Below are 23,505 nucleotides of genomic sequence, written 5' to 3' on the forward strand. Positions count from 1 at the left end.
TATCGTGTTTATTGTGGATAAAGTGGATAAGTTTAAAATATCTTGTTATATACACTTTTATGATGTGAATAAAGTTGTGGAAAAACACAAAAATCATGTGGATATCCTAAAAATTTGTCGAATTTCTCTGAGATAATGGTGAATTTAGAAAGAAATTTGTCGAATAAACTTTGAGAATTGCTGAAACTAAGGGAAAATTGATGAAAAAAAACCGGGTAACCACCCGGTTTTCATCTTTAATCCGCAAGCTCAGCTTACTGTTCCATCAGTTGATCGAGCTCAGCTTTAGCCTTTTCGTTTTTTAAGTTAATCTCTAGTACTTTTTCGTGATCTTGAAAAATTTCCGGTTCACAGAGCTGTTCTTCATACTCTTGGATTTGTTTTTCAAGCTCTTCTATGTGTAATTCGATTTCTTCTAACTTTCGCTTTCGCTGACGTTCTATCTTTTTACTTTCCTTATCTAATTGATAACTATTTTTCTCCAAGGCAGCTTTATCGGCACTATTTTTAACTGACTCGGCTAAGGCAAGGGCGGCAAGCTCTTCCTGTTCGAGCTTTTTTTCTACATAATAATCATAATCGCCAAGGTACTCAATGCTGCCGTGTTTGCTTAATTCCAATACCTTTGTCGCAATCCGGTTAATAAAATACCTGTCATGGGAAACAAACAAAATCGTCCCAGGGTAATCGATCAGCGCATTTTCTAAGACTTCTTTGCTATCAAGGTCAAGGTGGTTGGTAGGCTCGTCCAAAATTAATAGGTTTGCTTTTTCTAACATAAGTTTAGCCAGCGCCAGCCTCGCCTTTTCACCGCCGCTTAAGGTTGAAACGATTTTTAATACATCATCACCGGAAAATAAGAAATTACCTAATACGGTTCTTATTTCTTTTTCACTTTTTAAAGGAAAGTCATCCCAAAGCTCATTCAGTACCCGTTTATTGGAGGTTAATTCAGCTTGCTGCTGGTCATAATAGCCAATCAAAAGATTTGATCCGTATTGAATCGTTCCAGCAAGGGCAGGCAGCTTCTTGATGATGGTTTTCAGAAGTGTTGATTTGCCAATCCCATTCGGTCCCACAAGGGCAATACTTTCTCCTTTATAGGCACGAAACGAAATGGCCTCCGACACTTGTTCACCATCATAACCAACCGCTAACGAATTGACAATTAATACATCATTGCCGCTTTGTTTTTCAATTTCAAAGGAAAAGTTAGCTGATTTTTCATCACCAAGCGGCCGGTCGATGATCTCCATTTTTTCGAGTTTTTTACGGCGGCTTTGCGCCCGTTTCGTAGTCGAGGCCCTGGCTAAATTCCGTTGAATAAAGTCTTGCAGATTAGCGACTTCTTGCTGTTGTTTTTCATAGACTTTCAGATCGCGCTCATAATTGGCGGCCTTTTGTTCCAGGTATGAACTATAGTTGCCTGTAAACCGCCCAATTTGCTTGCGTGAGACCTCATATACCTGTGTGACGACTTTATCCAGAAAGTATCGGTCATGGGAAACGATCAAAATTGCCCCATCATACCCCTGCAAATATTGCTCAAGCCAGGAGAGGGTATCAATATCAAGATGGTTGGTAGGCTCATCCAGAATTAAAATATCAGGTCTTGTTAACAATAACTTTCCAAGAGCAAGCCTGGTTTTTTGACCGCCGCTCAAACTTGAAATCATTAAGGAACTTTCCTGAAAGTTTAAACCATGCAGGACAGAACGAATATCAGCTTCATACTGATAGCCGCCCTGTTCTTTAAATTTTACTTGCAGCTGATCATATTCTTTTAAAATTCGTTCGTATGTGGCTGAATCTTCAAAAATACTAGGATCGGCCATTCGTTCTTCGAGCTTGCGCAGCGAATTTTCCAGCTTGCGCAGCGGTTCAAAAACGGTCAGCATTTCATCCCAAATGGACAAATGGGATTCAAGGCCGGTATTTTGCGCTAAATAGCCAATGGTTACTTCCTTGGGCTTGATAATCTCGCCGCCATCATGTGACAGATGACCAGCAATAATTTTCAGTAATGTTGATTTTCCGGCACCATTGCGGCCGACAAGGGCAACACGGTCCCGTGTTTGTAATTCTAGCTTTATATTCGATAAAATAAGGTCAGCACCATAATATTTTTGTAGTTGATTCACTTGCAACAAAATCATTTTTATTCACCTCTATTACATATAAATAGTGTACATTATATCCCGAATGTCGGCAATAAAGCGCGACTTTTGAGTAGTTTGGATACTGGAAATTTGCGTTTTTTGTGAAAAAGTGTCTATTTCGTGCAAAGTTTCACACACAGAATGTGAATAATAGTGTATTATTTTGGGGTAGGAGGATTTTTTATATGGCAGAGTTTACTCATTTTAATAAAGAGGGCAGAGCAAAAATGGTCGATGTTAGCGACAAGCCGGAAACAGCACGGACAGCTCTAGCTCATTCCAGCATTACGGTTAGTAAAGAGATTTTTGAGAAAATAACCAATCATGAAATGAAAAAAGGCGATGTTTTAGCAGTGGCCCAGGTGGCTGGAATCATGGCTGCTAAAAAGACATGGGACATTATTCCGATGTGTCATCCCATCCCTTTAACGGGAGTAAATATTTCCTTTTCATGGGAACAAAGCGAAAACAACAACTATCAATTATATATTGCTGCGTCGGTTAAAACAAAAGGGAATACTGGGGTGGAAATGGAAGCGCTCACAGCAGCCTCGGCTTGTGCCTTAACTGTTTATGATATGTGTAAAGCGGTAGATAAAGGAATGGTCATAGGACCGACCTATTTAGTTGAAAAAACGGGCGGTAAAAATGGCGATTTTAAGAGAAATGAACGGATTTAACAAAGGGATTTGAAGGGGTGTGAGAAATTATGAGTAATGAAACGACGAAGATTCCACAGGCAACAGCAAAACGGCTGCCTCTCTATTATCGATTTTTAAAGAACTTGCATACTTCCGGAAAGCAAAGGGTTTCATCTGCAGAATTAAGCGAGGCCGTAAAGGTAGACTCAGCAACCATCCGTCGAGACTTTTCTTATTTCGGCGCCTTAGGTAAAAAAGGGTATGGATACAATGTCAATTACCTGTTAACATTCTTCCGTAAAACGTTGGACCAAGATGAACTGACAAAAGTTGCCTTAATTGGGGTAGGTAATCTAGGAACGGCTTTTTTAAATTATAATTTTTTGAAAAATAATAATACCAAAATAGAGTGTGCTTTTGATGTGGATCCAGAAAAAATGGGAACAAAAGTCCGTGAGGTACCGGTTTACCATATGGATGAGCTTGAAAGGGTATTAATGGAGGAGCAAATTTCCGTTGCTATTCTAACGGTGCCAGCCCCCGTTGCGCAGATGATTACCGACCGGCTTGTGAAGGCGGAGGTAAAAGGAATTTTAAATTTCACCCCGGCACGGTTAAATGTCCCGTCATCGATTCGGGTTCATCACATTGATTTAGCGGTTGAATTACAATCATTGATTTACTTTTTGAAACATTATCCAACTCAAGAAAAAGAAGAAGAATAAGCAAAAGGGCCTTTCACAAAATGTGGGGGCCCTTTTTTTGGAAAATTTTTATTAGCAGCTTTACATGCGTAACAGTGTTATGTTACACTGTTTTCATGAAAGGGGTTTTCATAAATGAGCGAGGAGTTAATATCGAAAAAAGATTTATTAGATCTTGCCGGGATATCTTACGGGCAATTGTATAGATGGAAGCGGAAGGATCTTATACCAGAAGAATGGTTTATTCGAAAATCCACCTTTACCGGCCAAGAAACATTTTTTCCAAAAGAGAAGATTTTAGAGAGAATTAACAAGATTCAAATGATGAAAGAAAATTTGTCCTTGGATGAGCTCGCTGATATGTTTTCACCTAATATAGGCGATTTGCAGCTGGAAAAAGATGAATTAATAAAACGTAACATTGTTTCGGATATGGTGATGAGCTTTTACTTAACCCACGATAAAGGCAGTCACAAATTTACTTTTACTAGAATGCTGGAAGTTTATGTGTTAGAGAAGCTTCTCCAATCAGGGGAGATCAATCTAGACGAAGGAAAAATGCTGCTTCAGGTATTAAAGGACCATGCTCAGCTAATTAAGCAAAAAAGCTGTGATTTGGTCGTAACGCGGAAGCTGGGTGTATCAACCTGTCTGCTGTTAATAAATGCGGAAGAGTTCCATTTTGATAAAGACACAAAGATGGTCGTGTCATTATCGCTGATGAGTTGTATGGAGGAAATAAAAGCGAAATTACTCTAAAGGAGAATAGCGATGGAAACGAAAAACAGGGGCGACCTGGTTATTAATGGATTAGGTTCATCAAATGGAGGGCAATTCAACCTTGTTACCTTAAATGGCAAGGGAACCATTAACACTGACTTGGAATGCAATGAGGTTGAGTGCAATGGTTCTGGCACGATGAAGGGAAATGTGACAGCCAATAACGCAAAGATTAATGGAACGGCCCGGTTTAATGGGAACGTGGAGGCTCACAAGTTTATCGTGGAAGGGACAGCAAAGATTGATCAAAATCTGTCAGTGAACCATTTAAAGGTTTCAGGTAAAGTCTCCGTAGGTGGAAAAGTAAAATGTGAGGAAATAAGTCAACGGGGCTTTTTTACGGTCGGAGAAGATTGTGAAGCGGAAACCTTTAAGGGAGAATATCGGTTTACAATTGGCGGTCTTCTCAATGCTGATCAAGTGGATATTAAAATTTATGGCGATTGTAAGGCAAAGGAAATCGGAGGGCAAACCATTATTGTTAGGCAGCAAAAAGGGTCATTTATAGGTTCGTTGTTTAAGCCATTTTTCAAAACACAATTGGAAACCGACTTAATCGAAGGTGACATCGTTGAATTGGAAAATACGATTGCAAAAGTTGTCCGAGGTCACCACGTCAAAATAGGACCTAATTGTGAAATTGGCCTAGTAGAATATACAGAAGATTTTTCACAGGATAAACAGGCCGTTATTCGGGAGAGTAGAAAGGTTTAGGAGGGGTCGAAATGAGTAAAAATCTAGTTATAAATGGTTCGGGAAGTTATCCTGGCGGCATATACGATAAAATAAGCATCCGAGGAGAAGGAACGATTGTCAATGATGTCGAATGTTCGACCTTCCATGTTTATGGGACGAGTGAAACCAATGAAAATGTCATGACTAGTTCGTTGAAGATCATGGGTGAGGCAGAGTTTAAAGGGGATGTAGCGTCTAAGGAAACCCTCGTCATGGGCTCGATGATGGTCCGGAAACAGGCCAAATTAGAAAAAATGAAGGTCTTTGGGCTGCTGGAAGTGGATGAAAGTTTGAGTGGGGATAAGGCAACGATTAAGGGAAGCATCGCAGTGAATGGAGATGTCGAATTTGAGACCTTCGATTCGAGCGGCGGCTTTGAAATCAAAGGGTTATTATCAGCAGATAAAATGAAAATTGCTTTGCGTTTTGGTGAAAGCACAGCTGCTGAAATTGGCGGTGGAACGATCACCGTTAAAAGAAAGAAAAATTCACTTCTTCCGTTCGGAAAAGAAGCTGGCACACTTGCGGCAAAGGTGATTGAAGGGGATGACATCTATCTAGAAAATACAAAGGCCGAAGTAGTGCGCGGGAAAACGGTCAAGATTGGCCCAGGCTGTCAAATTGGTTTGATTGAATTCACACAGGATTTAAAAGAAGACCCTTCCTCTACCATCAAGACTAAAAGAAAAATGTAAAGAGAGCTTGAGAGGGGTAAGAAACGTCAAAATAGTAGAAAAGGTGTCAGGCACCCTTGGGTGCCTGACACCTTTTCTTATTTCTTAAGTTTTTTACTATATCTAAAGTGAAAGATGATCATTTTTAGTCCTGAGCCAAAATCAAATGTGGCTAATAGGACGAGGAGATAGCTGAAGAAGCCCCAGCCATTTTTTTGTACATCATCGATCGCAAAATAAGTAAATAGACCTCCCAGCAGGAAGTATATTAAGCCAGAAAACAAGGGTGAACGTCTCATAAAAATCCTCCGATAAAATTTTGAACGGCTTCAGCTTCACGTCTTAGTCTTTCAATATCGTCTTTGTAAACAGATTGCACTAATACTACCATAGTATTCATGGAAACATGAGCAAAAATGGGCACAAGGATGTGCTTCGTTTTGACATAGAGAAAGGCGAAGGTAAAGCCCATTGCTGAGTATAGTAAAATATGGATGGGCTCCATATGGGCCAAGGCAAATATAACTGAGCTTAGTAAAGCAGAAATAAAAAAGTTAAACCGTTTATATAGAGCCCCAAAAATAATTTTTCGAAACACAATTTCTTCTAATATTGGTCCAATGATACTGGTTACCAAAATCGCCAATGGTAAGGTTTCGATAATGTTGAGGATATTCTGCGTATTTTCAGACCCCATTTTAATGCCCAACATCGTTTCAATCATGGCTGCAGCGTACTGGGCAAACAGAGCCAGGAAAATACCTAGAAAAGCCCAGATGATGGAATTGATTAAAGAACTGCCCCTTTTGTCAAGGTTCAGCGAGTTCATCTCTTTTCTTAGTAAAAACAAAATGATGATAAGGGCAATGGAAAAACTAGCGATAAGCCAAATTGGAACAGCAAGTCGTTGGCTGATGCCAGTAGCCTTAAAGCCGAACATTAAAATTGGCAGTCCAACAATACTTGAAAGCTGCATCACAATATAGACAATGAGGACGATCCAATATTCCTTTTTCAAATGTTTGTCTCCTTTAAATAGCATTGATTCCCTATATTTATTAAGCATATAACACTAGTATTCATTTTACTCTTAAAACTAGACCAGTTTCAATTTAGATGTACTTTTTTATAGTGAAGCGGATATCCGGATGGCCCGTGAGAGCGATATTTTACTGGGGGCGGTAAATGAAGTTGCAGGTACATTACCCCTGAGAGCGAAAGTATAGCGGTGACGGTAAATGAACCCCCAGTTGCATTGCCCGCGACTGGGACCACATTCATATTTCGGTCCATGAACTCTATTGACATCGTTACCCAAATCCACAAAATTTTTAACATGATGAACTTTCAACGATTTTTTTAGAAAGATAGGTATAGAAACGCCTATTTTCACCATACTTTATAAGGTTGTCAAATTGTAAATTTCTTATAAAAATTTATGCTTCATACTTGCAAAAAATTTTCAGATTCATTATTATAATAATTGTGTTAGCACTCATTAATAGAGAGTGCTAATAATGACAGAATTACATATAAATTTGAGGAGGTTGTTTGATTTGTTAAGACCATTAGGTGATCGTATTATCATTGAGCTTGTTGAATCAGAAGAAAAGACTGCAAGCGGGATCGTATTACCGGATTCAGCGAAAGAAAAGCCTCAAGAAGGTAAAGTTGTTGCCGTTGGTACTGGCCGCGTACTTGAAAGTGGAGAGCGCGTAGCACTTGATGTAACTGTAGGCGATCGTATTATCTTCTCAAAATACGCTGGTACGGAAGTAAAATACCAGGGTGTTGAATATTTAATTGTACGCGAAAGCGATATCCTTGCTATTGTAGGCGAGTAAATAAAAAACCGCAGTGCTCAAGTAGTGGTACTCAGTTTAGATGACGGCTTTCGAAGCCGAAAAATTGAAAACAAATGAGGAGGTTTTTTTTAACATGGCTAAAGAGATTATGTTTAGTGAAGATGCACGTCGCGCAATGCTTCGTGGTGTAGATACATTAGCAAACGCAGTTAAAGTTACTCTTGGACCTAAAGGACGCAACGTGGTTCTTGAGAAAAAATTTGGTTCACCACTTATTACAAATGATGGTGTAACAATTGCAAAAGAAATCGAATTAGAAGATGCATTCGAAAACATGGGTGCTAAATTGGTTGCTGAAGTAGCAAGCAAAACAAATGATGTTGCTGGTGACGGTACAACTACTGCAACTGTTCTTGCTCAAGCGATGATTCGTGAAGGCTTAAAGAACGTAACTGCTGGTGCTAATCCAATGGGTATCCGTAAAGGGATTGAAAAAGCAGTTATTACAGCTGTTGAAGAATTGAAAGCTATTTCTAAACCAATCGAAAACAAAGCTTCTATCGCACAAGTTGCTGCCATCTCTTCCGCTGACGAAGAAGTAGGCCAATTGATTGCTGAAGCAATGGAACGTGTTGGTAACGATGGTGTTATCACGATTGAAGAATCTAAAGGCTTCACAACTGAACTTGATGTTGTAGAAGGTATGCAATTTGATCGTGGTTATGTTTCGGCTTACATGGTAACAAACACTGACAAAATGGAAGCTGTATTAGATAACCCATACATCTTAATCACTGACAAGAAGATTTCCAGCATTCAAGAAATCCTTCCTGTATTAGAGCAAGTAGTTCAACAAGGTAAACCATTATTGTTAGTTGCTGAAGATATCGAAGGTGAAGCATTATCTACATTAGTAGTAAATAAACTTCGCGGAACATTCAACGCTGTTGCTGTTAAAGCTCCTGGCTTTGGTGACCGTCGTAAAGCAATGCTTGAAGATATCGCTGCATTAACTGGTGCTGAAGTCATTACGGAAGAACTTGGCCGTGACCTTAAATCTGCAACCATCTCATCTTTAGGCCGTGCAGCTAAAGTAGTTGTAACAAAAGAAAATACAACTATCGTTGAAGGTGCAGGAGCTACTGAAGATATTCAAGCTCGTGTAAACCAAATCCGTTCACAATTAGAAGAAACTACTTCTGAATTTGATCGTGAAAAATTACAAGAGCGCTTAGCTAAATTAGCTGGCGGTGTAGCAGTAATCAAAGTTGGTGCTGCAACTGAAACTGAATTAAAAGAGCGCAAACTTCGTATCGAAGATGCATTGAACTCAACTCGTGCAGCTGTTGAAGAAGGTATCGTATCCGGTGGTGGTGTAGCCCTTCTAAACGTATACAGCAAAATTGCTGGAATCCAAGCTGAAGGTGATGTTCAAACAGGTATCAATATCGTTCTTCGTGCAATCGAAGAACCAGTTCGCACAATTGCTCACAATGCTGGCCTTGAAGGATCAGTTATCGTAGATCGCTTAAAACGTGAAGAAGTTGGCACAGGCTTCAACGCTGCAACTGGCGAATGGGTAAACATGATCGAAGCTGGTATCGTTGACCCAACTAAGGTTACTCGTTCAGCTCTTCAAAACGCAGCATCTGTAGCTGCAATGTTCTTAACAACTGAAGCAGTTGTTGCTGACAAACCAGAACCTGCTGGTGCTGCTGGAATGCCTGATATGAGCGGCATGGGCGGTATGGGCGGCATGATGTAATAAGTGCCGTGAACCCTTGGTTTTACTGGGTTTGTGAGTAGAGTTAGAGTGGTTTGCTAATAATTAGGATTTTAACGGAGGCTTCTCATAAGTTCACTGAACTTATGAGAAGCCTCTTTTTTTTCTTGTGTGACAAAGGTTCTGTAATAAAACTTGGACCATGAAGTGAAAGCTGAACAATTCGTAAACGACTTAGGGTGAGCATGTGAAAAAAGTAAACTATCGTACAACCACCATTCTTGGACGTCTTCTCATATGTGTAGGCTTTATCATAACGGGAGTGCTGTTGATTTTGGCAAGTTTTTTTTTAGAAGTATCCACTGCTCGAAAAGTAATATCTTGGGTTGCCGGGATTGTAGGGATATTATTTGAGACCCCTGCCTATATCCTGAATACTATGGATGGAGAGCGGGTTTACATACCGACCTTTTATGTGATTTCTAAGAAAGACTACTCTGTTATACTTCAAACACTTAAGGATATTGTAAGTGACCGGACGAAAAGGTAGGAAAAGGAGAAAAAATAGAGTTGAGACGTCCTCTTGTCTGACTACTGTATATTCGTAACGTTAATTCTTTCTATGACTAAAGTAATCAACGAATAAATCTGTCAAAAGTATTTTGAGCTTTGATGTAAAGTTCGGTATGAGGTTTAATGAAAAATATATATCATAATATTGATAATATAGAAATTAAGGAGAATTACATGACCTGGAGCAAATTAAAGCAAAATCTGGAAAGTTTCCTCTGTCCTGCATTATATGGAAGAGTTGAATACCGTGCAACAAGCTACCGTTATTTACCTGATAAAGCAGGGATTTGTTATATTGCAGTAGATAAAAAGAATGTACTCAATATGAGTGACACAACTACCTTAATCAGATGGTATCAGACGGAGCTGGAAATTAAGAATGATTCAGATATCCAAATTCCTATCAACCATGAGGAAATTGAAGCCGTAAGAAAAGAAACCAAGGGGATGGTTCCTGAGGATCGTCTAAAAGTAATTGCTAGGGGTAGAAAATTATCAGAATATGCAAAAGAGCTTTTGGCAGCGCAGTCATCATTAAGTAAATCAAATTTTATCGTTGTAGCAAATAAGTTTTTATCCACTTCTATAGAGGAAAGCCTAGAGAGCAATGATATCCTATTGAATATTCTAGCTTTAGTGGACAGACGGGTAGGAAAAAAACGAATTTTAAACATGACCGAGAAGATGAAGTTAAAGCATCCAATTGTGCAGTATTTTTATGAACTACGGCTTAGTACCTTATGATAATAAATAACTCATCACGTGAACATCACTTATTGCGAAAAATTTTACCGCCAACTTACTTAATGGGCAATTATGTTCCTGCAACAGTTGAGAACTTATTGAAAAAAAATTACATAAAAAAGCCGTAGGGGATTAAGAAACTATGAATATTAAGCAGGTAGCTGATTTATTAGAACAGGAAAGAATTCAAGTGGAGGCAATGGACGTGTCGATTCATGTCATTCCTTCTAATCAGGACGAAAACATATATAAGCTAGAGAAAAGGGGAGATCAGTGGGTCTATTTATTTATCGAAAATGAAAGAGGCAGCAGAAAGGAAACCATTCTGGAAACTTTCCAATCTGAAGCACAGGCTGCTATTTATTTCCTTCTAGTCACATTACAATCAAGCTTTTACCGCAATTATATTTTTCCATTCAAAGAAAAAAGTGCTTCATTAAATATTGGCAGTCCAAACTTTACGATTGCAGATTTACACCAAGCCTTAAGTTCGTTTCATGTCGGTCATGTAAGCTACAGCTTTTATGATGAGTCTATCGTTCCTCATAGTTTACACGTATCACGAGTGACACCAACTGAATCAAAAGTTCAATTCATTGGAAAAAATAATAGAATAATTTTTGAAACGGTAGAATTAGAAGACTATGAAGCATCCTCAGTTCTGTTTGATTTCGTTTATTTGCTTGCTTTGTTGGATAAAACCGTTGATCGTTTCGTGCAGGAAAATCAATTAACGAGTTTGTCAGACGAGGAAATTGCAATATTTTTAACCGCATAAGAAGGAGAGCCAGTATCATTCCTTACTAACTGCATTTGAGACTTGTTTTACAAAAATGCTAACAGTGATTTTATTTATATATAACCAGTGAAGAGACTGAAACCAATCGGTGGGCTACTCGTGTCCTACAACAGAGACTTGGTCCATTAATATAATTCATTAAAGGAGAGGTTTAGTAGAGTAGGTATTAGTCAATGAAAGTCCCGTAATGATTATTCCTAGTTTAGCAACTAAGATTGGTTTAAATGAGGCAGTGGTATTACCCAATAAGGGATAGAGTGGTCTTAGGGCCAGGGAAAGCTGAGGGATAAGTCAACGACAGTATTCGACATGTTTCACGTGTAACATGTAAGAATTGATTGTAGATAAAGAAATAAATAAATTATGACTTCAAAACGACTTTGATACATTTGTCTTAGCGGTCGTTGAAGATAACAACTATATTTTACCCAAAAGTTTATTAATAAGTTAGCTACTTAATGTTTCATATTTTGCACCAAAGCTGTCATAACTACGCTATCACGGATTGTTGTCCCGTTTGATGTACCAGTTCTTATAGTGGGTCATAATCATAATCGGCATTCATTGTTTGATAACGGAAAAATAGAAGTGGAAGGCGTTCTTTAATCCCTTTTAGAAATGATAGTAGATTTATTTATGGAATTGTTGTCTTCCTAATGAAAAAGTCATATTAATATTTTTTAGTGGAACGGAAAAAAAGATACTCAGTTCAAAGGTACCAATGAAAAAGGGGTTGACCCCATAAGGCAACCCCTTGCAAACTGTTATTTTATTGTAAGCGTTACAGAATTATAGTTTTTCCCATTACCAAGTGGATTGTAGTTTTTCTCAATGTTTCCTGCGGCGTCCACAGTGAAATAATTGATGGTTGTTGTCTTTTCAATTTTTAATGTTTCTGCAAATTCACGGGTGCCGCTTAATTTAATTTTAGCTGATTGGAAGGTAGGGCGGCTGCCGTCAAGCGTATAATAAATGGTAGCTGGCTCACTTGTTTCAATCTTAACATCAACCGGACCTGTGTATTTACCGTTTCCAGGTGTAGCTTTTGAGGAAGGCGGCTGATGGTCTTTTGCACTATTGTAGGCTACTTTAATTAAACCAATCAACCCATTGGCAAATTCCATTGCTTCTTCATGGCCTTCTACAAAGGCTGGCTGGAATCCAACTGCCTGCCATCTTTTTGTATCCTTATTCCATAAATCGGCTCCTACTTCGAAGTTCCAGGCATAAATCCCCTTTTCATACCATAGGTAGTCCGCAGAGTTACCTGCAGCAGAGTATAGTACGTCAGGAATTGGACCTGTACGGCTAGGTAGAATGACCGTTCCGCGGTGGTCTTGAATATCATTTAAGATGTTATCAGAAGCTGCCCAGTAAAACGCTTCTTCACCAGCTGATGGGCGTGGCAGTGTTGTACGTTTTGAATCGTATGCACCAGGGGACCACATAAAGTAGCCGCCGTAACTATGAATATTCATTGCAAACTTAATATTTGGGTTTTTGTCAGCAAGCCAGACAAGGTTTCTTCCTTCAGGCTCAGAGTTTTCAGCAGGTCCAGCGTAAGTATCACTTCTACAGTTTGTTGTTGATGCACCAATAAAGCCGTCGAAGGCAGATCCGACCGAGTGGTTACGGTTTAGGTCAACTCCCCAAGAATTACGGTATGCAGGATCAGATTCAGTAGGACCACAGTAGTTTGTCATATTTCTACGCTGCATATTGTAATCATTAAAGCTGTAATTGGCTCCATCAGGGTTTACCGACGGAACAAGGAAAATATCCAGGTTATCGACAAGCTTTCTTGTCTCACTATCTTGACTATAGTTTCGCAGTAGTCTTTCTGCTGTTTCGATTGTCACGAGCGGTGTCACCCATTCACGCGCATGCTCCTGAGCATATCCAAGAACACCTGGTTTAGAACCATCACGATGCTTGCCGATTCGGATCGCTTTTACTGTAAAAGGATCCCGGGAAACGTCTGCAGCTGCTTTTAGATTATCTGTTAATTTCGCAGTCGCTGGTGCGACAACACCAGCACCAGCATTACCGCGGTATGTAGTCGCGGTCACTAGTTGGCTAGCATTCTCATTTAGTGCTTTAACCACCTGTGCGGCGGTACTTGTTGCCTTTCCTGACGAATCAGTAGCTAAATCTACTAAAATCTTGGTACCATCCACTGTCACTTTTAGTGGTGCATTATTGGTTCCTGGACTCTTGAATTCTACCGATACATTATTCCCGCCTTCATGCCCCCATGCTTTTGAGGAAACAACAACTGCGAGATTGGTCGTGCCGCCGATTGTTGCTTGGGCAAGACGTCTGTAACCATTTGTTTTATTTGGCATATCAATGATTTCTACTAAGTTCGGAAATTCTTTTGCAAGTTTTTCGGCACGTTCATATAATTCATTTGGTGCCATATAGTGGTCAACAAAATCCGTAACATAATCAGTTTTTGGATGTGTCGGCTCTTTCCCTAGCCATTCCGTAACGGAGCTCGTTACTGTTCCGCCTAGGCTACTATCAATTTTTACAGATGTAGGTATTGCTGTTACTGGCAACATCAAATAGTGATAGATATATTCTCCGTAATCAACGAATCTAGAAAGTGTTGCCGATTTTTCAATTCCATCCTCGGTCCAAGTTGCCTTAAGCGCTGTACTTGCCGTAGCTCCAGCACTCGATTTCACTTCAAGATAAAGGAATGTATCGGATTGATTCGTAAAATGGTTTGCCCTAAGGACTTTAAGTGTATCCTCGGAAGCTGCCAGACTGGCTTGCAGCTGAACCGCAGATTGCCGCTCTGCCACGCGTGTATTCCATTGATTTTCGGTGATCAGGGTCTCTTTTACATTGATGCCAAAGGTCTTTAACATGGCAATTTCTGTTGGTGTGACAACGGCATCCACTTCATAGACTCCGTCGTGTGCTTCGACTCTGTGGGTAAGGTCAATTCCAAGCTCAAGAAGCTTGTCCTTTGCCTTTTCATCTGGTACTACAAGTTGAACAATTGAGACCGATTCTTCCTTAGGAATCGGCTGGTCAGGCTGTTCGACCGCTGCAACTGGAATACTAAGGCCTGGATAAAATGTAGAGAACCCTAGTCCGGTTATGGCAGTCATCACCACTAAATTCCTTTTCCATTTCTGCTTTTTCTGTTTTGTCAAAAACTGCACCCCCATAATGCTAAAAATTTTAATACAAGCTTATTGTAAATTGAATGTACTTAATATCTTGTCGTAAAATCAGGGGCAGTTAAAAATTCGCTCAACAAAAAATTTTATTGAGATAACATCATACTTTATTTTAGAAGATTAAATTTTAGGCTGTTTTTCCTATTTAGAAAGTACTGTGCCACTCGAAAAATCTAGTCATTTTAGGAGCACAAGATTACTAAATTTTATTCTATTATAATTTCTATAAACTATATGTTGGCAATCAACTGTTTTTATTGTTTGATATTGTTGCTTTTTGTTTAATTTTGTAAAAGGAAAGTTATAACATATTTTAAAGCTTTTAATGAGTTAATAAGTGAAAGAATGATAATAGAAATGAGATAGTATATTTTTACCTTAAATGGTATGTATAGGTATGGTAAGATAGGAGTACAAAACTGTCTGGAGTTTAACATGGTAAAAAGATTAAAGGAATCTTTAGATTCGTTTGATTCAATATTGTCAGCAGCAATTAGCAGACCCGATGAACGTTTTTATTTTTATCATGCTCTTTTAGAGTTGGAGTTGGTTATTCTAGGTACTGTTGATGGAGTTCAGACTGAAACAACAGATGAGGAATCCACCATTTATTTAAAATACTTAGATATAGACGGTGAACTTGTTCTTTTCTGGAAACTTTTCTGGCAGCTCGGGGGTACGGCAGAAAGATTGGCGAAGGGTTATTTGGAAGTTCTTGTTGAAGGACTCATCCCTCCTGATGATATGAAATCATCGAATGAGGTGAATGGTAGTGGATAATTTAGATTTATTTGAGGAACTGATGATTGATGATGATGGGTTATTACTTTCTCTCCGCTTGGGCTATGGGCTTGATAAAGAGAAGGCTGACCAAATCTATAAAGTTCTAGCCTACTTGGCTGTCGAATGGAAAGACCAAGAGCAGATTCCTAAAAAAGCGGCAGACACATCTTTCAAGATATTACAAACCCTCAGCTTATGGAGGCAAGATGTAATAAACATCATTAAACCCTTTTATATCAAAATATTAAAGGTCACGATTGTGCTCGTGACCTTTTTTTGACATTATTTATCAATTCTCAGTACGTTTTCCTTTGATTCTCAAGTTTTTCAGCATAGCTTTTTTGGACAGCATCAGTTGTGTGTAAAAATACTTGTTATATTTATGTCTACTATCTATATACGCATTAATGCACCATTAGGCTCTGGTAACTCTTCTTCCCTGATCTGATTCATTTTACAAAAATGTTCAAAAAAGTTCTGTGCTAGTTCTCGCTCCTGAGCGTCACTTTTCAAAGAAATAATATCAAGTAAAATTTGAGCCATCCATACATTATCAAAATAACGGTATTTCCCTGTATTCCAAGTCATTTTTTGAGGGAATTTTTCATTCACATAATATTTCCAAAAAGGCATCCTATCAGATTCCTGTTCTGTAAGTTGTAGTCTGTATTCTGAATGAGCTGGAATATATCCATCTTCACAAAACTTACCGATAAAATCTTCATTCACCATATAAACACCTAAGATACGTCTGTCTTTTTCAGGCATACTGGAATCTCTTGCTGTTAAAAGGCAAACACTATTTTGGAATAAGCGGATAGGTTTGTTTGGCTTTCCTTTGTTATTACCGCTTTTTATTACGCCCGTAAAAACCTTCCACTCTGTAAAAACCCTGCTCATATCTTCGGCCTCACACCAAAAAACCATTTGTGATTCGGGATGAAGTTTATGATTCTTCATAAGTTTTTCATGTTCCAAGCGAAGTTGCTGTTTTTCACGTTGTAGCTTTTTTTCTTCTTCCTTTTCCTGTTCTATCTTCTCCTGTTCTATTTCCTTTTTTTGTATAACCTTTTCAAGTGAATTGGCAGCACTTTTATCATGTAACTTTAGGTGTTTTCCAAATGCATCGGGAAAAACAAACTTTTTATTTTCCGTTGCGAAATGTATCTCTATGATAGAATCATTATGTTTAACAACACTTCCCTTGCCAAAACGCTTGTGTGTTACTTCCTGATTGATTAGATTCATTATTTTTATCCTCCTTGTAATACTAAAATTTGGCTCACACAATTAGAGTCAAATTTTAGTCAACATTCAACTAACTTCCATTTAGAGATAAGTTTCTGTATTGCCTTTTCTTCTATTTGGTTGATGCCCTTCATAGGTGACTTTCAATATTTAAACTAAATTCATTACAACTTTCATTTTTCTTCAGTTCCTTCGATTGTAAGAAGAATATAAAAAAAACGCACCCAAATTCTGTCAGCAAAAAGATTACATAAGAATTTGAAATACGATTTAAAAAACCCTTGTCATATTACTGTAACATATTTTCAGGGATACCACAAACTTTATATTGACAACATAATTTGCTGTGATGTAAAATAAAAGATTATTTTATTTTATATTCTTATGTTTTTCTCCATATTCGAGTTAGAACTAAAGAAACTTGTAACATATTTTGACAGATACACTTTAGTAAACGGTGTCTATGTTTCAGAAAAAATATGAATAATGGTTCTGAAAAGGAAGCGAAAGCTGGACTAATTGCACCGTGGTTTGACCAACCAGGTATGGGGACACAATTTCACACGGACTATATGGTTAAGGATAGAATGGGCAAATATGTTCCTGAAACAGTTGAGAACTTATTGAAAAATAATTACATAAAAAAGCCGTAGGAGATTAAGAGACTATGACCATTAAGCAGGTAGCTGATTTATTAGAACAGGAAAGAATTTAAGTGGAGGCAATGGAAGTGTCGATCCATGTCATTCCTTCTCATCAGGACGAAAACATATATAAGCTAGAGAAAAGGGGAGATCAATGGGTCTATTTATTTATCGAAAATGAAAGAGGCAGCAGAAAGGAAATCATTCTGGAAACTTTCCAATCTGAAGCACAGGCTGCTATTTATTTCCTTCTAGTCACATTACAATCAAGCTTTTACCGCAATTATATTTTTCCATTCAAAGAAAAAAGTGCTTCATTAAATATTGGCAGTCCGGGTTTTACGATTGCAGATTTACACAAAGCCTTAAGTTCGCTTCATGTCGGTCATGTAAGCTACAGCTTTTATGATGAGTCCATCGTTCCTCATAGTTTACACGTATCACGAGTGACATCAACTGAATCAAAAGTTCAATTCATTGGAAAAAATAATAGAATAGTCTTTGAAACGGTAGAATTAGAAGACTGGGAAGCATACTCAGTTCTGTTTGATTTCGATTATTTGCTTGCTTTGTTGGATAAAACCGTTGAGCGTTTAATGCAGGAAAATCAATTAACGAGTTTGTCAGAAGAGGAAATTGCAGTATTTTTAACCGCATAAGAAGGAGAACCAGTATCATTCCTTACTAACTGCATTTGAGACTTGTTTTACAAAAACGTTAACATTGATTTTATTTGTATATAATCAGTGAAGAGACTAGAACCAATCGGTGGGTTACTCGTGTCCTACAAAAGAGAGTAGGTCCTTTAATATAATTCATTAAAGGAGAGGTTTAGTAGAGTGGGCTTTAGCCAATGAAAGTCCCGTAATGATTATTCCTAGTTTAGCAGCTAAGGTTGGTTTAAATGAGGCAGTGGTATTACCCAAAGAGGGATAGAGTGGTCTTAGGCCAAGGAAAGCTGAGGGATAAGTCCAACGACAGTATTCGACATGTTTCACGTGTAACATGTAAAAATGATTGTAGATTAAGAAATAAATAAATTATGACTTTAAAACGACTTTGATACATTTGTCTTAGCGGTCGTTGAAGATTTTTTTATTTCCAAAGAGGTGACCACCAAAATTGTAGTCACCTCTTTATTGTTTAAAAAAATCTCTTTTATTTCGATAATCCTAAAATTAACTCTTTATAGATATCGAAGAAAGCAAAGTAATAATCTTTGTAGACATATTCATCTGTTTTGTGTGCCATTTTTGTTTCGCCTGGACCGAACATCATGAATGGGAAGTTGTCATCTTTACCTCGTAATAAGTTTGATGCATCCGTCACCCCAGGAGAGCCCTTAACAGAAATTTCTAAACCTAAATGTTTTTTACCGAGTTCTTTTGCAAGATTAACCATTTCAGACTGTCCTGAAGTGAAAACACTTGGTAATGACATGGTCACTTCGACCTTAATATCAGAGCCTTCTTTATTGTAAATGCTTGCTGTTGTTTTGAATAAGTCAATCACTTCATCGTTATCAAATTCTGGAATCGTACGCACGTTTATTTCAGCTACTGCTTTTTCTGGAACTGAGTTTACTTGGTTCCCTGCATTAAAAATAGTTGTACTCATAACCAATTTATCTAGAACTTCATTTTTACGATCATCGCCATTCAATTTTTCGTCTAATTCTAATAGATATTCCATCAATGGATTTATCGCATTATAACCTTGGTTAGGCATAGAACTGTGTGCAGCTTCACCAATAGACGTTACACGCAAGTTAAGTGATCCTTTGTGAGAGTAAATAATCGTATCATGAGAAGGTTCAGCTACCCATAGATAATCTACATCATCCATATAGCCTTCTTCGTATAATTTTTTAGAACCAGCACCGCCGACTTCTTCACCAGTCGTTGCCATAAAACGGACAGTGCCATTTTTTAGTTCATTATTTTCCTTGAGTTCAATCATTACTAAAGCAAGGTTAACTAAACCTGCTTTCATGTCATTTGTTCCACGTCCGTATAATTTTCCGTCTCTTTCTGTCAATCTAAACGGATCAGTTGTCCACTCGCTTTCATCACCAGGAGAAACGACATCCATATGACCAGACACGCCAATGACCGGACTACCGCTTCCAATTTCAGCTACTAAGTTAACTCGAGTGTCTGTAACTGGAACAATTTTAGACTCAATGCCGTATTCAGCAAATAAATCTTTCAAGTAATTTGCCACTTCGATTTCGTTTTCAATAATAGATTTAATCGCTATAATGTCAGATAAAATCTTTATCTTTTCTTCTTCTGTAAAATGTTTCATACTAAATTCCTCCAACATCTTATCTATCCTCTGGTGAGAATACAACTGTATTTTACCCAAAAGTCCATTAATAAGTTAGCCGCTTAGCAGAAACCATATATAAGCTGATAATCCTTTGCGAATGGTTCTCTTACATAAGATTGATAAAAGGCACAACTAATTCCTAGTTGTGCCTTTTTGTGGCGGTGTTTTATGAAAAAACACTCTCAAAATATGTAATTGTAGAATCTAAATTACATCAATTATATGTTGATTTCCTGCTGTCTTTTAACTTGAACGTCCATATTTTTTTCATAAATTTTAACGATAGCACAGTGATCCTCATTGACCCTTCCCAAACTCTCCATTTCATTCATATATTGGAGAACCATATTAGACATTGGGATTTCAACACCCATTTCCTTAGCTAGATCTACTGCATTCTGTAAATCTTTCTGATGGACGGCAATTCTCGCACTTGCTTCGAAATTTCGGTTTATAATTTTGGGAGCCTTAACTTTAAATATAGGACTTCCAGCGTATCCATCCTTTATTGCATGAAAGAGAGTCTCAGGATCCAGTCCAGCCTTTACCGCAAAAGCCAGCCCTTCTGAAAGGGCACCGAGATAAACACCGGCAATCATATTATTAGCAAGTTTAGCAACACTGCCGCACCCGGATTGGCCCATATAAGTGACGGAACTTCCCATACAATGAAGGAGAGGACTAACCTCATCAAATGTTTTCCTATCACCGCCGCACATAAGGACTAATGTTCCAGCAATTGCTCCAGGTTCACCGCCGCTGACAGGAGAATCCATTAGACTTACTTCCGCTAGTTTTGCCAGCTCATACAATTCTCTTATTACAGTAGGAGCTGTAGAACTAAGGTCAACAATAATAGTACCTTTTTTCCCTTTATGGATAATTTCCTGAACACTTTCTTTTACAAGGTCATTGGAAGGCAGGCAAAGAAAGATAATATCACAATTTTGGTAGATTTCGTCTATGTTATCTGGGGAGTGACCGCCGTTTCCTATAAAAATACTCCGTTTTTCATTAAAAATATCATAGCCCATAATAGCGTAATCACTTTTCTTTAAAAGATTTAATGACATTGGTAATCCCATAATACCCAAGCCGATAAAACCAATTGTTTTATTAATAGGAATCACTCCTTTCTAAATTCTATGAGTCTATTTATTGATTGCATGTATAGCTCTATTTTCAGAAGCTAATGCTGCTTCTCTAACGGCCTCGGTTAAAGTAGGATGCGCATGAATGGTTTCAATTAAATCTTCTACAGTGGCTTCCATCCCGATGGCTAATGCACATTCAGCAATCAAATCAGTGGCTCTTGGTCCTAAAATATGAACACCTAAAACCTCTTTAAACTCTTTGCCGAGAATTAATTTGACCATACCTTCTCCGCCGTTCATGATAAGTGCTTTTCCATTAGCCATAAGAGGGAAATGGCCGGTTATATATTCAATACCCTCATCTTTTGCTTTTTCTTCCGTCAATCCAACCCCTGCAAATTCAGGATTTGTATAGACGCAGGAAGGAACTGTTTTACCATTATAAGAAGCTTCCATACCCATTGCGTTTTCTGCGGCGACTTCACCCTGGGCAGAAGCTACATGTGCTAACATGACTTGGCCCAAACAGTCGCCGACAGCATAAACATTATTTATATTTGTTTCCATTTTATTATTAACAGTAATTCTGCCTCTGTCATTCTCAATGCCAGCATTCTCAAGTTTCAAGCTTGAAGTATTTGTTCTTCTTCCAACTGCCACAAGAACTTTTTCTGCCTCAAAGCTTATTATTTCACCTTTATATTCCACTTTCACTTTTGCGCCGACGGATGAGGACTCTACCGACTGAACCTTTGCCTCAGTAAAAATGTCGACACCGTTCTTTTCCAATCGGTTTCTTAATATAGCAGTTAATTCACCTTCCATCAAAGGCAGCAGCTTTGGCAGTGCTTCAATGATCGTTACTTTGGTACCAAATTGGCTGTATACGGATGCAAATTCCACGCCGATTACCCCACCCCCGATTACAAGAAGTGATTTGGGAACCTCTGGCAGGGAAAGGGCGCCTGTAGAATCAATGCAATGATCATTTTCTTGAATACCTGGGATTGGTGGTATTGCCGGAACGGAGCCAGTGGCAATGATGATTTTCCCGCCAGACAATGTTTCTTTACTGCCATCTGATTTGGTGACGGACAAGGTATCGGAAGAGAGAAACTCAGCAGTTCCATTTATTACTTTAATTTTGTTTGCTTTCATTAATCCCTTAATACCATTTACAAGCTGACTGGAGACACTATCCTTTTTCTTTAAAACCTTTTTCCAATCAAAACCATTTACATTTACATTAATGCCGAAATCATTTGCATGATTTGCTTCAGCTAATAAATCCGCAGAGTGAAGTAGTACTTTTGTAGGGATACAGCCAACATTTAAGCACGTACCACCTAATTTACTTTTTTCAACTAATGTTACTTTGGCACCTAGTTGAGCGGCCCTAATTGCGGCCACATATCCACCAGGTCCTCCACCAATTACAATGATTTCTTGAGCATCGTTTCCACTTTTTGTTGAATCATTTTCATTAGCCAATTTTCCTTTACTCCCTTGTGAATAGACTTTTAATAAACACAATCCTTAACTTTTGAAAAGTTCTTTTTTCTCTGAGTATTAGAGAAGAACATTAATAGGATTTTCAAGCAACTTTTTGATGTCTAGTTGGAATACTGCCGCTGCTGATCCGTCAAGAAGCCGGTGGTCGAATGTTAAGGAGATTTTCATCACTTGTTTTTTAAATACTTTTCCATCATCATCCATATCCAGTTCACTTTGGATGGCATTTACTCCAAGAATCGCTGCATCTGGCTGGTTAATGATTGGGGTAAAGGAGTCAACACCGTACATGCCAAGATTAGAAATGGTAAATGTAGAGCCCTTATATTCATCCATCGTAAGTTTTCCTTCTCTTGCTCGTGCTGCTAAATCTTTTGCTGCTGCTGATAATTCTTCAATGCCCATTTTGTCTGCATCCTTGATAACAGGGACAATTAGGCCTTCATCCATGGAGACTGCCATACCAAGATTTACGTGAGCACGTTTAATAATCTTATCTCCATCAAGGCTGACTAAAATATTTTTATTGCTTTTCAATGCTTTAGCTACCGCTTTTAACATAAAATCATTTACCGATAGTTTTGTTTCTCTGTTTGCATTAAGCTGTTTTCTGAATTCCATTAACTTTGTAACGTCAATTTTCACGTCCTGAGTTACAACAGGAATCTCACTGTGGGATTTGTACATTCTTTCCGCAATTGTTTTTCTCATTCCGGAAAGTTTAACTACAGTATCTCCATCCATTAATTCAACCTTTTCGCCTTTCGGTGCTGCAGCTTCTGAACGGGCTTGGATTGGAGCTTCCACTTGCGGCTCTTCAGCCTTTTTAATGATATCCTCTTGAATAATTCTTCCCCCAGGACCTGTTCCTTTAAGATTTGTATAATCTACTCCTAATTTTTTAGCTGTTTTTTTTGCAAGAGGAGAGATTTTTATTCTCCCGCCTGTCACTACAGGGAAAGTTTCAGCCGTTTCTTCTACTTTTGTTTCCACTTGCAAAGGTGCTAATTCTTCAACAGCCGCAGCTACTTCATCTGCTGCACCTACTGATTCGCCTGGAGCTCCTATGTAGGCTAACAGACCTTTAACAGGAATATCTTCGCCTTCTTGTGCTACTATTTTCAATAAAATGCCGTCTGCGTCACTCTCAAGTTCACTCGATAATTTATCAGTTTGGATCTGTGCAATCGGATCTCCGACCTTTACTTCGTCACCCACTTGCTTTAACCATTGGTCAATGGTTCCTTCCTCCATCGTAAGACCTAACTGTGGCATTCTAACTTCAACAGCCATATTTAAAACCCTCCAAACATATTTTCCATACTTCATCTTTCGTTCGTATAAATTTTAGGGATTCTTTCG

At 38.3% G+C, this 23,505-nt stretch carries 23 protein-coding genes; 14 read left to right on the plus strand and 9 right to left on the minus strand.

All coding sequences use genetic code 11. The annotated features are described in order from the left end of the window. Positions 1-254: 254 nt before the first annotated feature. Entirely contained in the window at positions 255-2,156 is a 1,902-nt protein-coding gene (locus AC4E8C_RS01545; protein ID WP_490209717.1) for an ABC-F family ATP-binding cassette domain-containing protein, read from the minus strand. Between the two features lie 188 nt (positions 2,157-2,344). Between AC4E8C_RS01545 and moaC the strand changes: the two genes are divergently transcribed. The 5 genes from moaC to AC4E8C_RS01570 all read left to right on the plus strand — a co-directional run bounded on the left by moaC (position 2,345) and on the right by AC4E8C_RS01570 (position 5,714). Then, the gene (moaC, locus tag AC4E8C_RS01550; RefSeq protein WP_490209718.1) at positions 2,345-2,839 is read left to right on the plus strand and encodes a cyclic pyranopterin monophosphate synthase MoaC; all 495 of its coding nucleotides are present in this window, start codon (positions 2,345-2,347) and stop codon (positions 2,837-2,839) included. Positions 2,840-2,868: 29 nt separating this feature from the next. Next, a complete protein-coding gene (locus AC4E8C_RS01555) occupies positions 2,869-3,525 on the plus strand; it encodes a redox-sensing transcriptional repressor Rex (RefSeq protein WP_490209720.1) in 657 nt (218 codons plus the stop codon). A 114-nt stretch (positions 3,526-3,639) separates the two neighbouring features. Next, complete coding sequence (locus AC4E8C_RS01560) at positions 3,640-4,263, plus strand: YhbD family protein (protein WP_490209721.1); 624 nt, start codon at positions 3,640-3,642, stop codon at positions 4,261-4,263. A gap of 12 nt (positions 4,264-4,275) precedes the next feature. After that, a complete protein-coding gene (locus tag AC4E8C_RS01565) occupies positions 4,276-4,998 on the plus strand; it encodes a polymer-forming cytoskeletal protein (protein WP_490209723.1) in 723 nt (240 codons plus the stop codon). Between the two features lie 11 nt (positions 4,999-5,009). Then, entirely contained in the window at positions 5,010-5,714 is a 705-nt protein-coding gene (locus tag AC4E8C_RS01570; RefSeq protein WP_490209725.1) for a cytoplasmic protein, read from the plus strand. A 77-nt stretch (positions 5,715-5,791) separates the two neighbouring features. Here AC4E8C_RS01570 and AC4E8C_RS01575 read toward each other — a convergent pair whose 3' ends face one another. Continuing rightward, a complete protein-coding gene (locus AC4E8C_RS01575) occupies positions 5,792-5,992 on the minus strand; it encodes a YdiK family protein (RefSeq protein WP_490209726.1) in 201 nt (66 codons plus the stop codon). Beyond that, positions 5,989-6,711 carry a CPBP family intramembrane glutamic endopeptidase gene (locus tag AC4E8C_RS01580; protein ID WP_490209728.1) on the minus strand — a complete coding sequence of 241 codons (723 nt, stop codon included), beginning with the start codon at positions 6,709-6,711 and terminating at the stop codon, positions 5,989-5,991. Before AC4E8C_RS01580 ends, AC4E8C_RS01575 begins: the two co-directional genes overlap by 4 nt. Before the next feature lie 538 nt (positions 6,712-7,249). Between AC4E8C_RS01580 and groES the strand changes: the two genes are divergently transcribed. From groES to AC4E8C_RS01605, 5 genes are all read left to right on the plus strand, one after another. Further along, on the plus strand, positions 7,250-7,537 hold the full coding sequence (gene groES / locus AC4E8C_RS01585; RefSeq protein WP_490209729.1) for a co-chaperone GroES: 288 nt from the start codon (positions 7,250-7,252) through the stop codon (positions 7,535-7,537). Positions 7,538-7,631: 94 nt separating this feature from the next. Beyond that, positions 7,632-9,263, plus strand: coding sequence for a chaperonin GroEL (gene groL, locus AC4E8C_RS01590; protein ID WP_490209731.1), 1,632 nt, complete (start codon positions 7,632-7,634; stop codon positions 9,261-9,263). 205 nt (positions 9,264-9,468) lie between these two features. After that, entirely contained in the window at positions 9,469-9,771 is a 303-nt protein-coding gene (locus AC4E8C_RS01595; RefSeq protein WP_490209733.1) for a hypothetical protein, read from the plus strand. A gap of 197 nt (positions 9,772-9,968) precedes the next feature. After that, on the plus strand, positions 9,969-10,538 hold the full coding sequence (locus AC4E8C_RS01600) for an SF0329 family protein (protein ID WP_490209734.1): 570 nt from the start codon (positions 9,969-9,971) through the stop codon (positions 10,536-10,538). Positions 10,539-10,680: 142 nt separating this feature from the next. Beyond that, on the plus strand, positions 10,681-11,316 hold the full coding sequence (locus AC4E8C_RS01605) for a hypothetical protein (RefSeq protein ID WP_490209736.1): 636 nt from the start codon (positions 10,681-10,683) through the stop codon (positions 11,314-11,316). A 785-nt stretch (positions 11,317-12,101) separates the two neighbouring features. Here the strand turns inward: AC4E8C_RS01605 and AC4E8C_RS01610 are convergent. Beyond that, on the minus strand, positions 12,102-14,504 hold the full coding sequence (locus AC4E8C_RS01610; RefSeq protein WP_490209737.1) for a M14 family metallopeptidase: 2,403 nt from the start codon (positions 14,502-14,504) through the stop codon (positions 12,102-12,104). 462 nt (positions 14,505-14,966) lie between these two features. Here AC4E8C_RS01610 and AC4E8C_RS01615 point away from each other — a divergent pair, with 462 nt between their 5' ends. Continuing rightward, a complete protein-coding gene (locus AC4E8C_RS01615) occupies positions 14,967-15,311 on the plus strand; it encodes a hypothetical protein (protein WP_490209739.1) in 345 nt (114 codons plus the stop codon). Further along, on the plus strand, positions 15,304-15,594 hold the full coding sequence (locus AC4E8C_RS01620) for a hypothetical protein (RefSeq protein WP_490209741.1): 291 nt from the start codon (positions 15,304-15,306) through the stop codon (positions 15,592-15,594). Before AC4E8C_RS01615 ends, AC4E8C_RS01620 begins: the two co-directional genes overlap by 8 nt. A 113-nt stretch (positions 15,595-15,707) precedes the next feature. On the opposite strand, the gene AC4E8C_RS01625 is transcribed toward AC4E8C_RS01620, so the two are convergent. Next, positions 15,708-16,562, minus strand: a complete 855-nt coding sequence (locus AC4E8C_RS01625) for a malate synthase (RefSeq protein WP_490209743.1) — start codon at positions 16,560-16,562, stop codon at positions 15,708-15,710. Positions 16,563-17,041: 479 nt separating this feature from the next. Here AC4E8C_RS01625 and AC4E8C_RS01630 point away from each other — a divergent pair, with 479 nt between their 5' ends. Together AC4E8C_RS01630 and AC4E8C_RS01635 are read left to right on the plus strand one after the other, a co-directional pair. Continuing rightward, positions 17,042-17,215, plus strand: a complete 174-nt coding sequence (locus AC4E8C_RS01630) for a glycohydrolase toxin TNT-related protein (RefSeq protein WP_490209745.1) — start codon at positions 17,042-17,044, stop codon at positions 17,213-17,215. 77 nt (positions 17,216-17,292) lie between these two features. Next, positions 17,293-17,865, plus strand: a complete 573-nt coding sequence (locus AC4E8C_RS01635) for a hypothetical protein (protein ID WP_490209747.1) — start codon at positions 17,293-17,295, stop codon at positions 17,863-17,865. Between the two features lie 499 nt (positions 17,866-18,364). Here the strand turns inward: AC4E8C_RS01635 and AC4E8C_RS01640 are convergent, their stop codons facing one another. The 4 genes from AC4E8C_RS01640 to AC4E8C_RS01655 form a co-directional block, all read right to left on the minus strand. Next, a complete protein-coding gene (locus AC4E8C_RS01640; RefSeq protein ID WP_490209748.1) occupies positions 18,365-19,513 on the minus strand; it encodes an ArgE/DapE family deacylase in 1,149 nt (382 codons plus the stop codon). A 242-nt stretch (positions 19,514-19,755) separates the two neighbouring features. Beyond that, positions 19,756-20,667 carry an NAD(P)-dependent oxidoreductase gene (locus AC4E8C_RS01645; protein ID WP_490209750.1) on the minus strand — a complete coding sequence of 304 codons (912 nt, stop codon included), beginning with the start codon at positions 20,665-20,667 and terminating at the stop codon, positions 19,756-19,758. Positions 20,668-20,688: 21 nt separating this feature from the next. Further along, positions 20,689-22,122 (minus strand): dihydrolipoyl dehydrogenase, encoded by a 1,434-nt coding sequence (gene lpdA, locus AC4E8C_RS01650; RefSeq protein WP_490209752.1) that lies wholly within the window; start codon positions 22,120-22,122, stop codon positions 20,689-20,691. Positions 22,123-22,200: 78 nt separating this feature from the next. After that, positions 22,201-23,436 (minus strand): dihydrolipoamide acetyltransferase family protein, encoded by a 1,236-nt coding sequence (locus AC4E8C_RS01655; RefSeq protein WP_490209753.1) that lies wholly within the window; start codon positions 23,434-23,436, stop codon positions 22,201-22,203. Between the last annotated feature and the right edge of the window lie 69 nt (positions 23,437-23,505).

This window comes from Neobacillus sp. SRL179 (assembly GCF_984799095.1).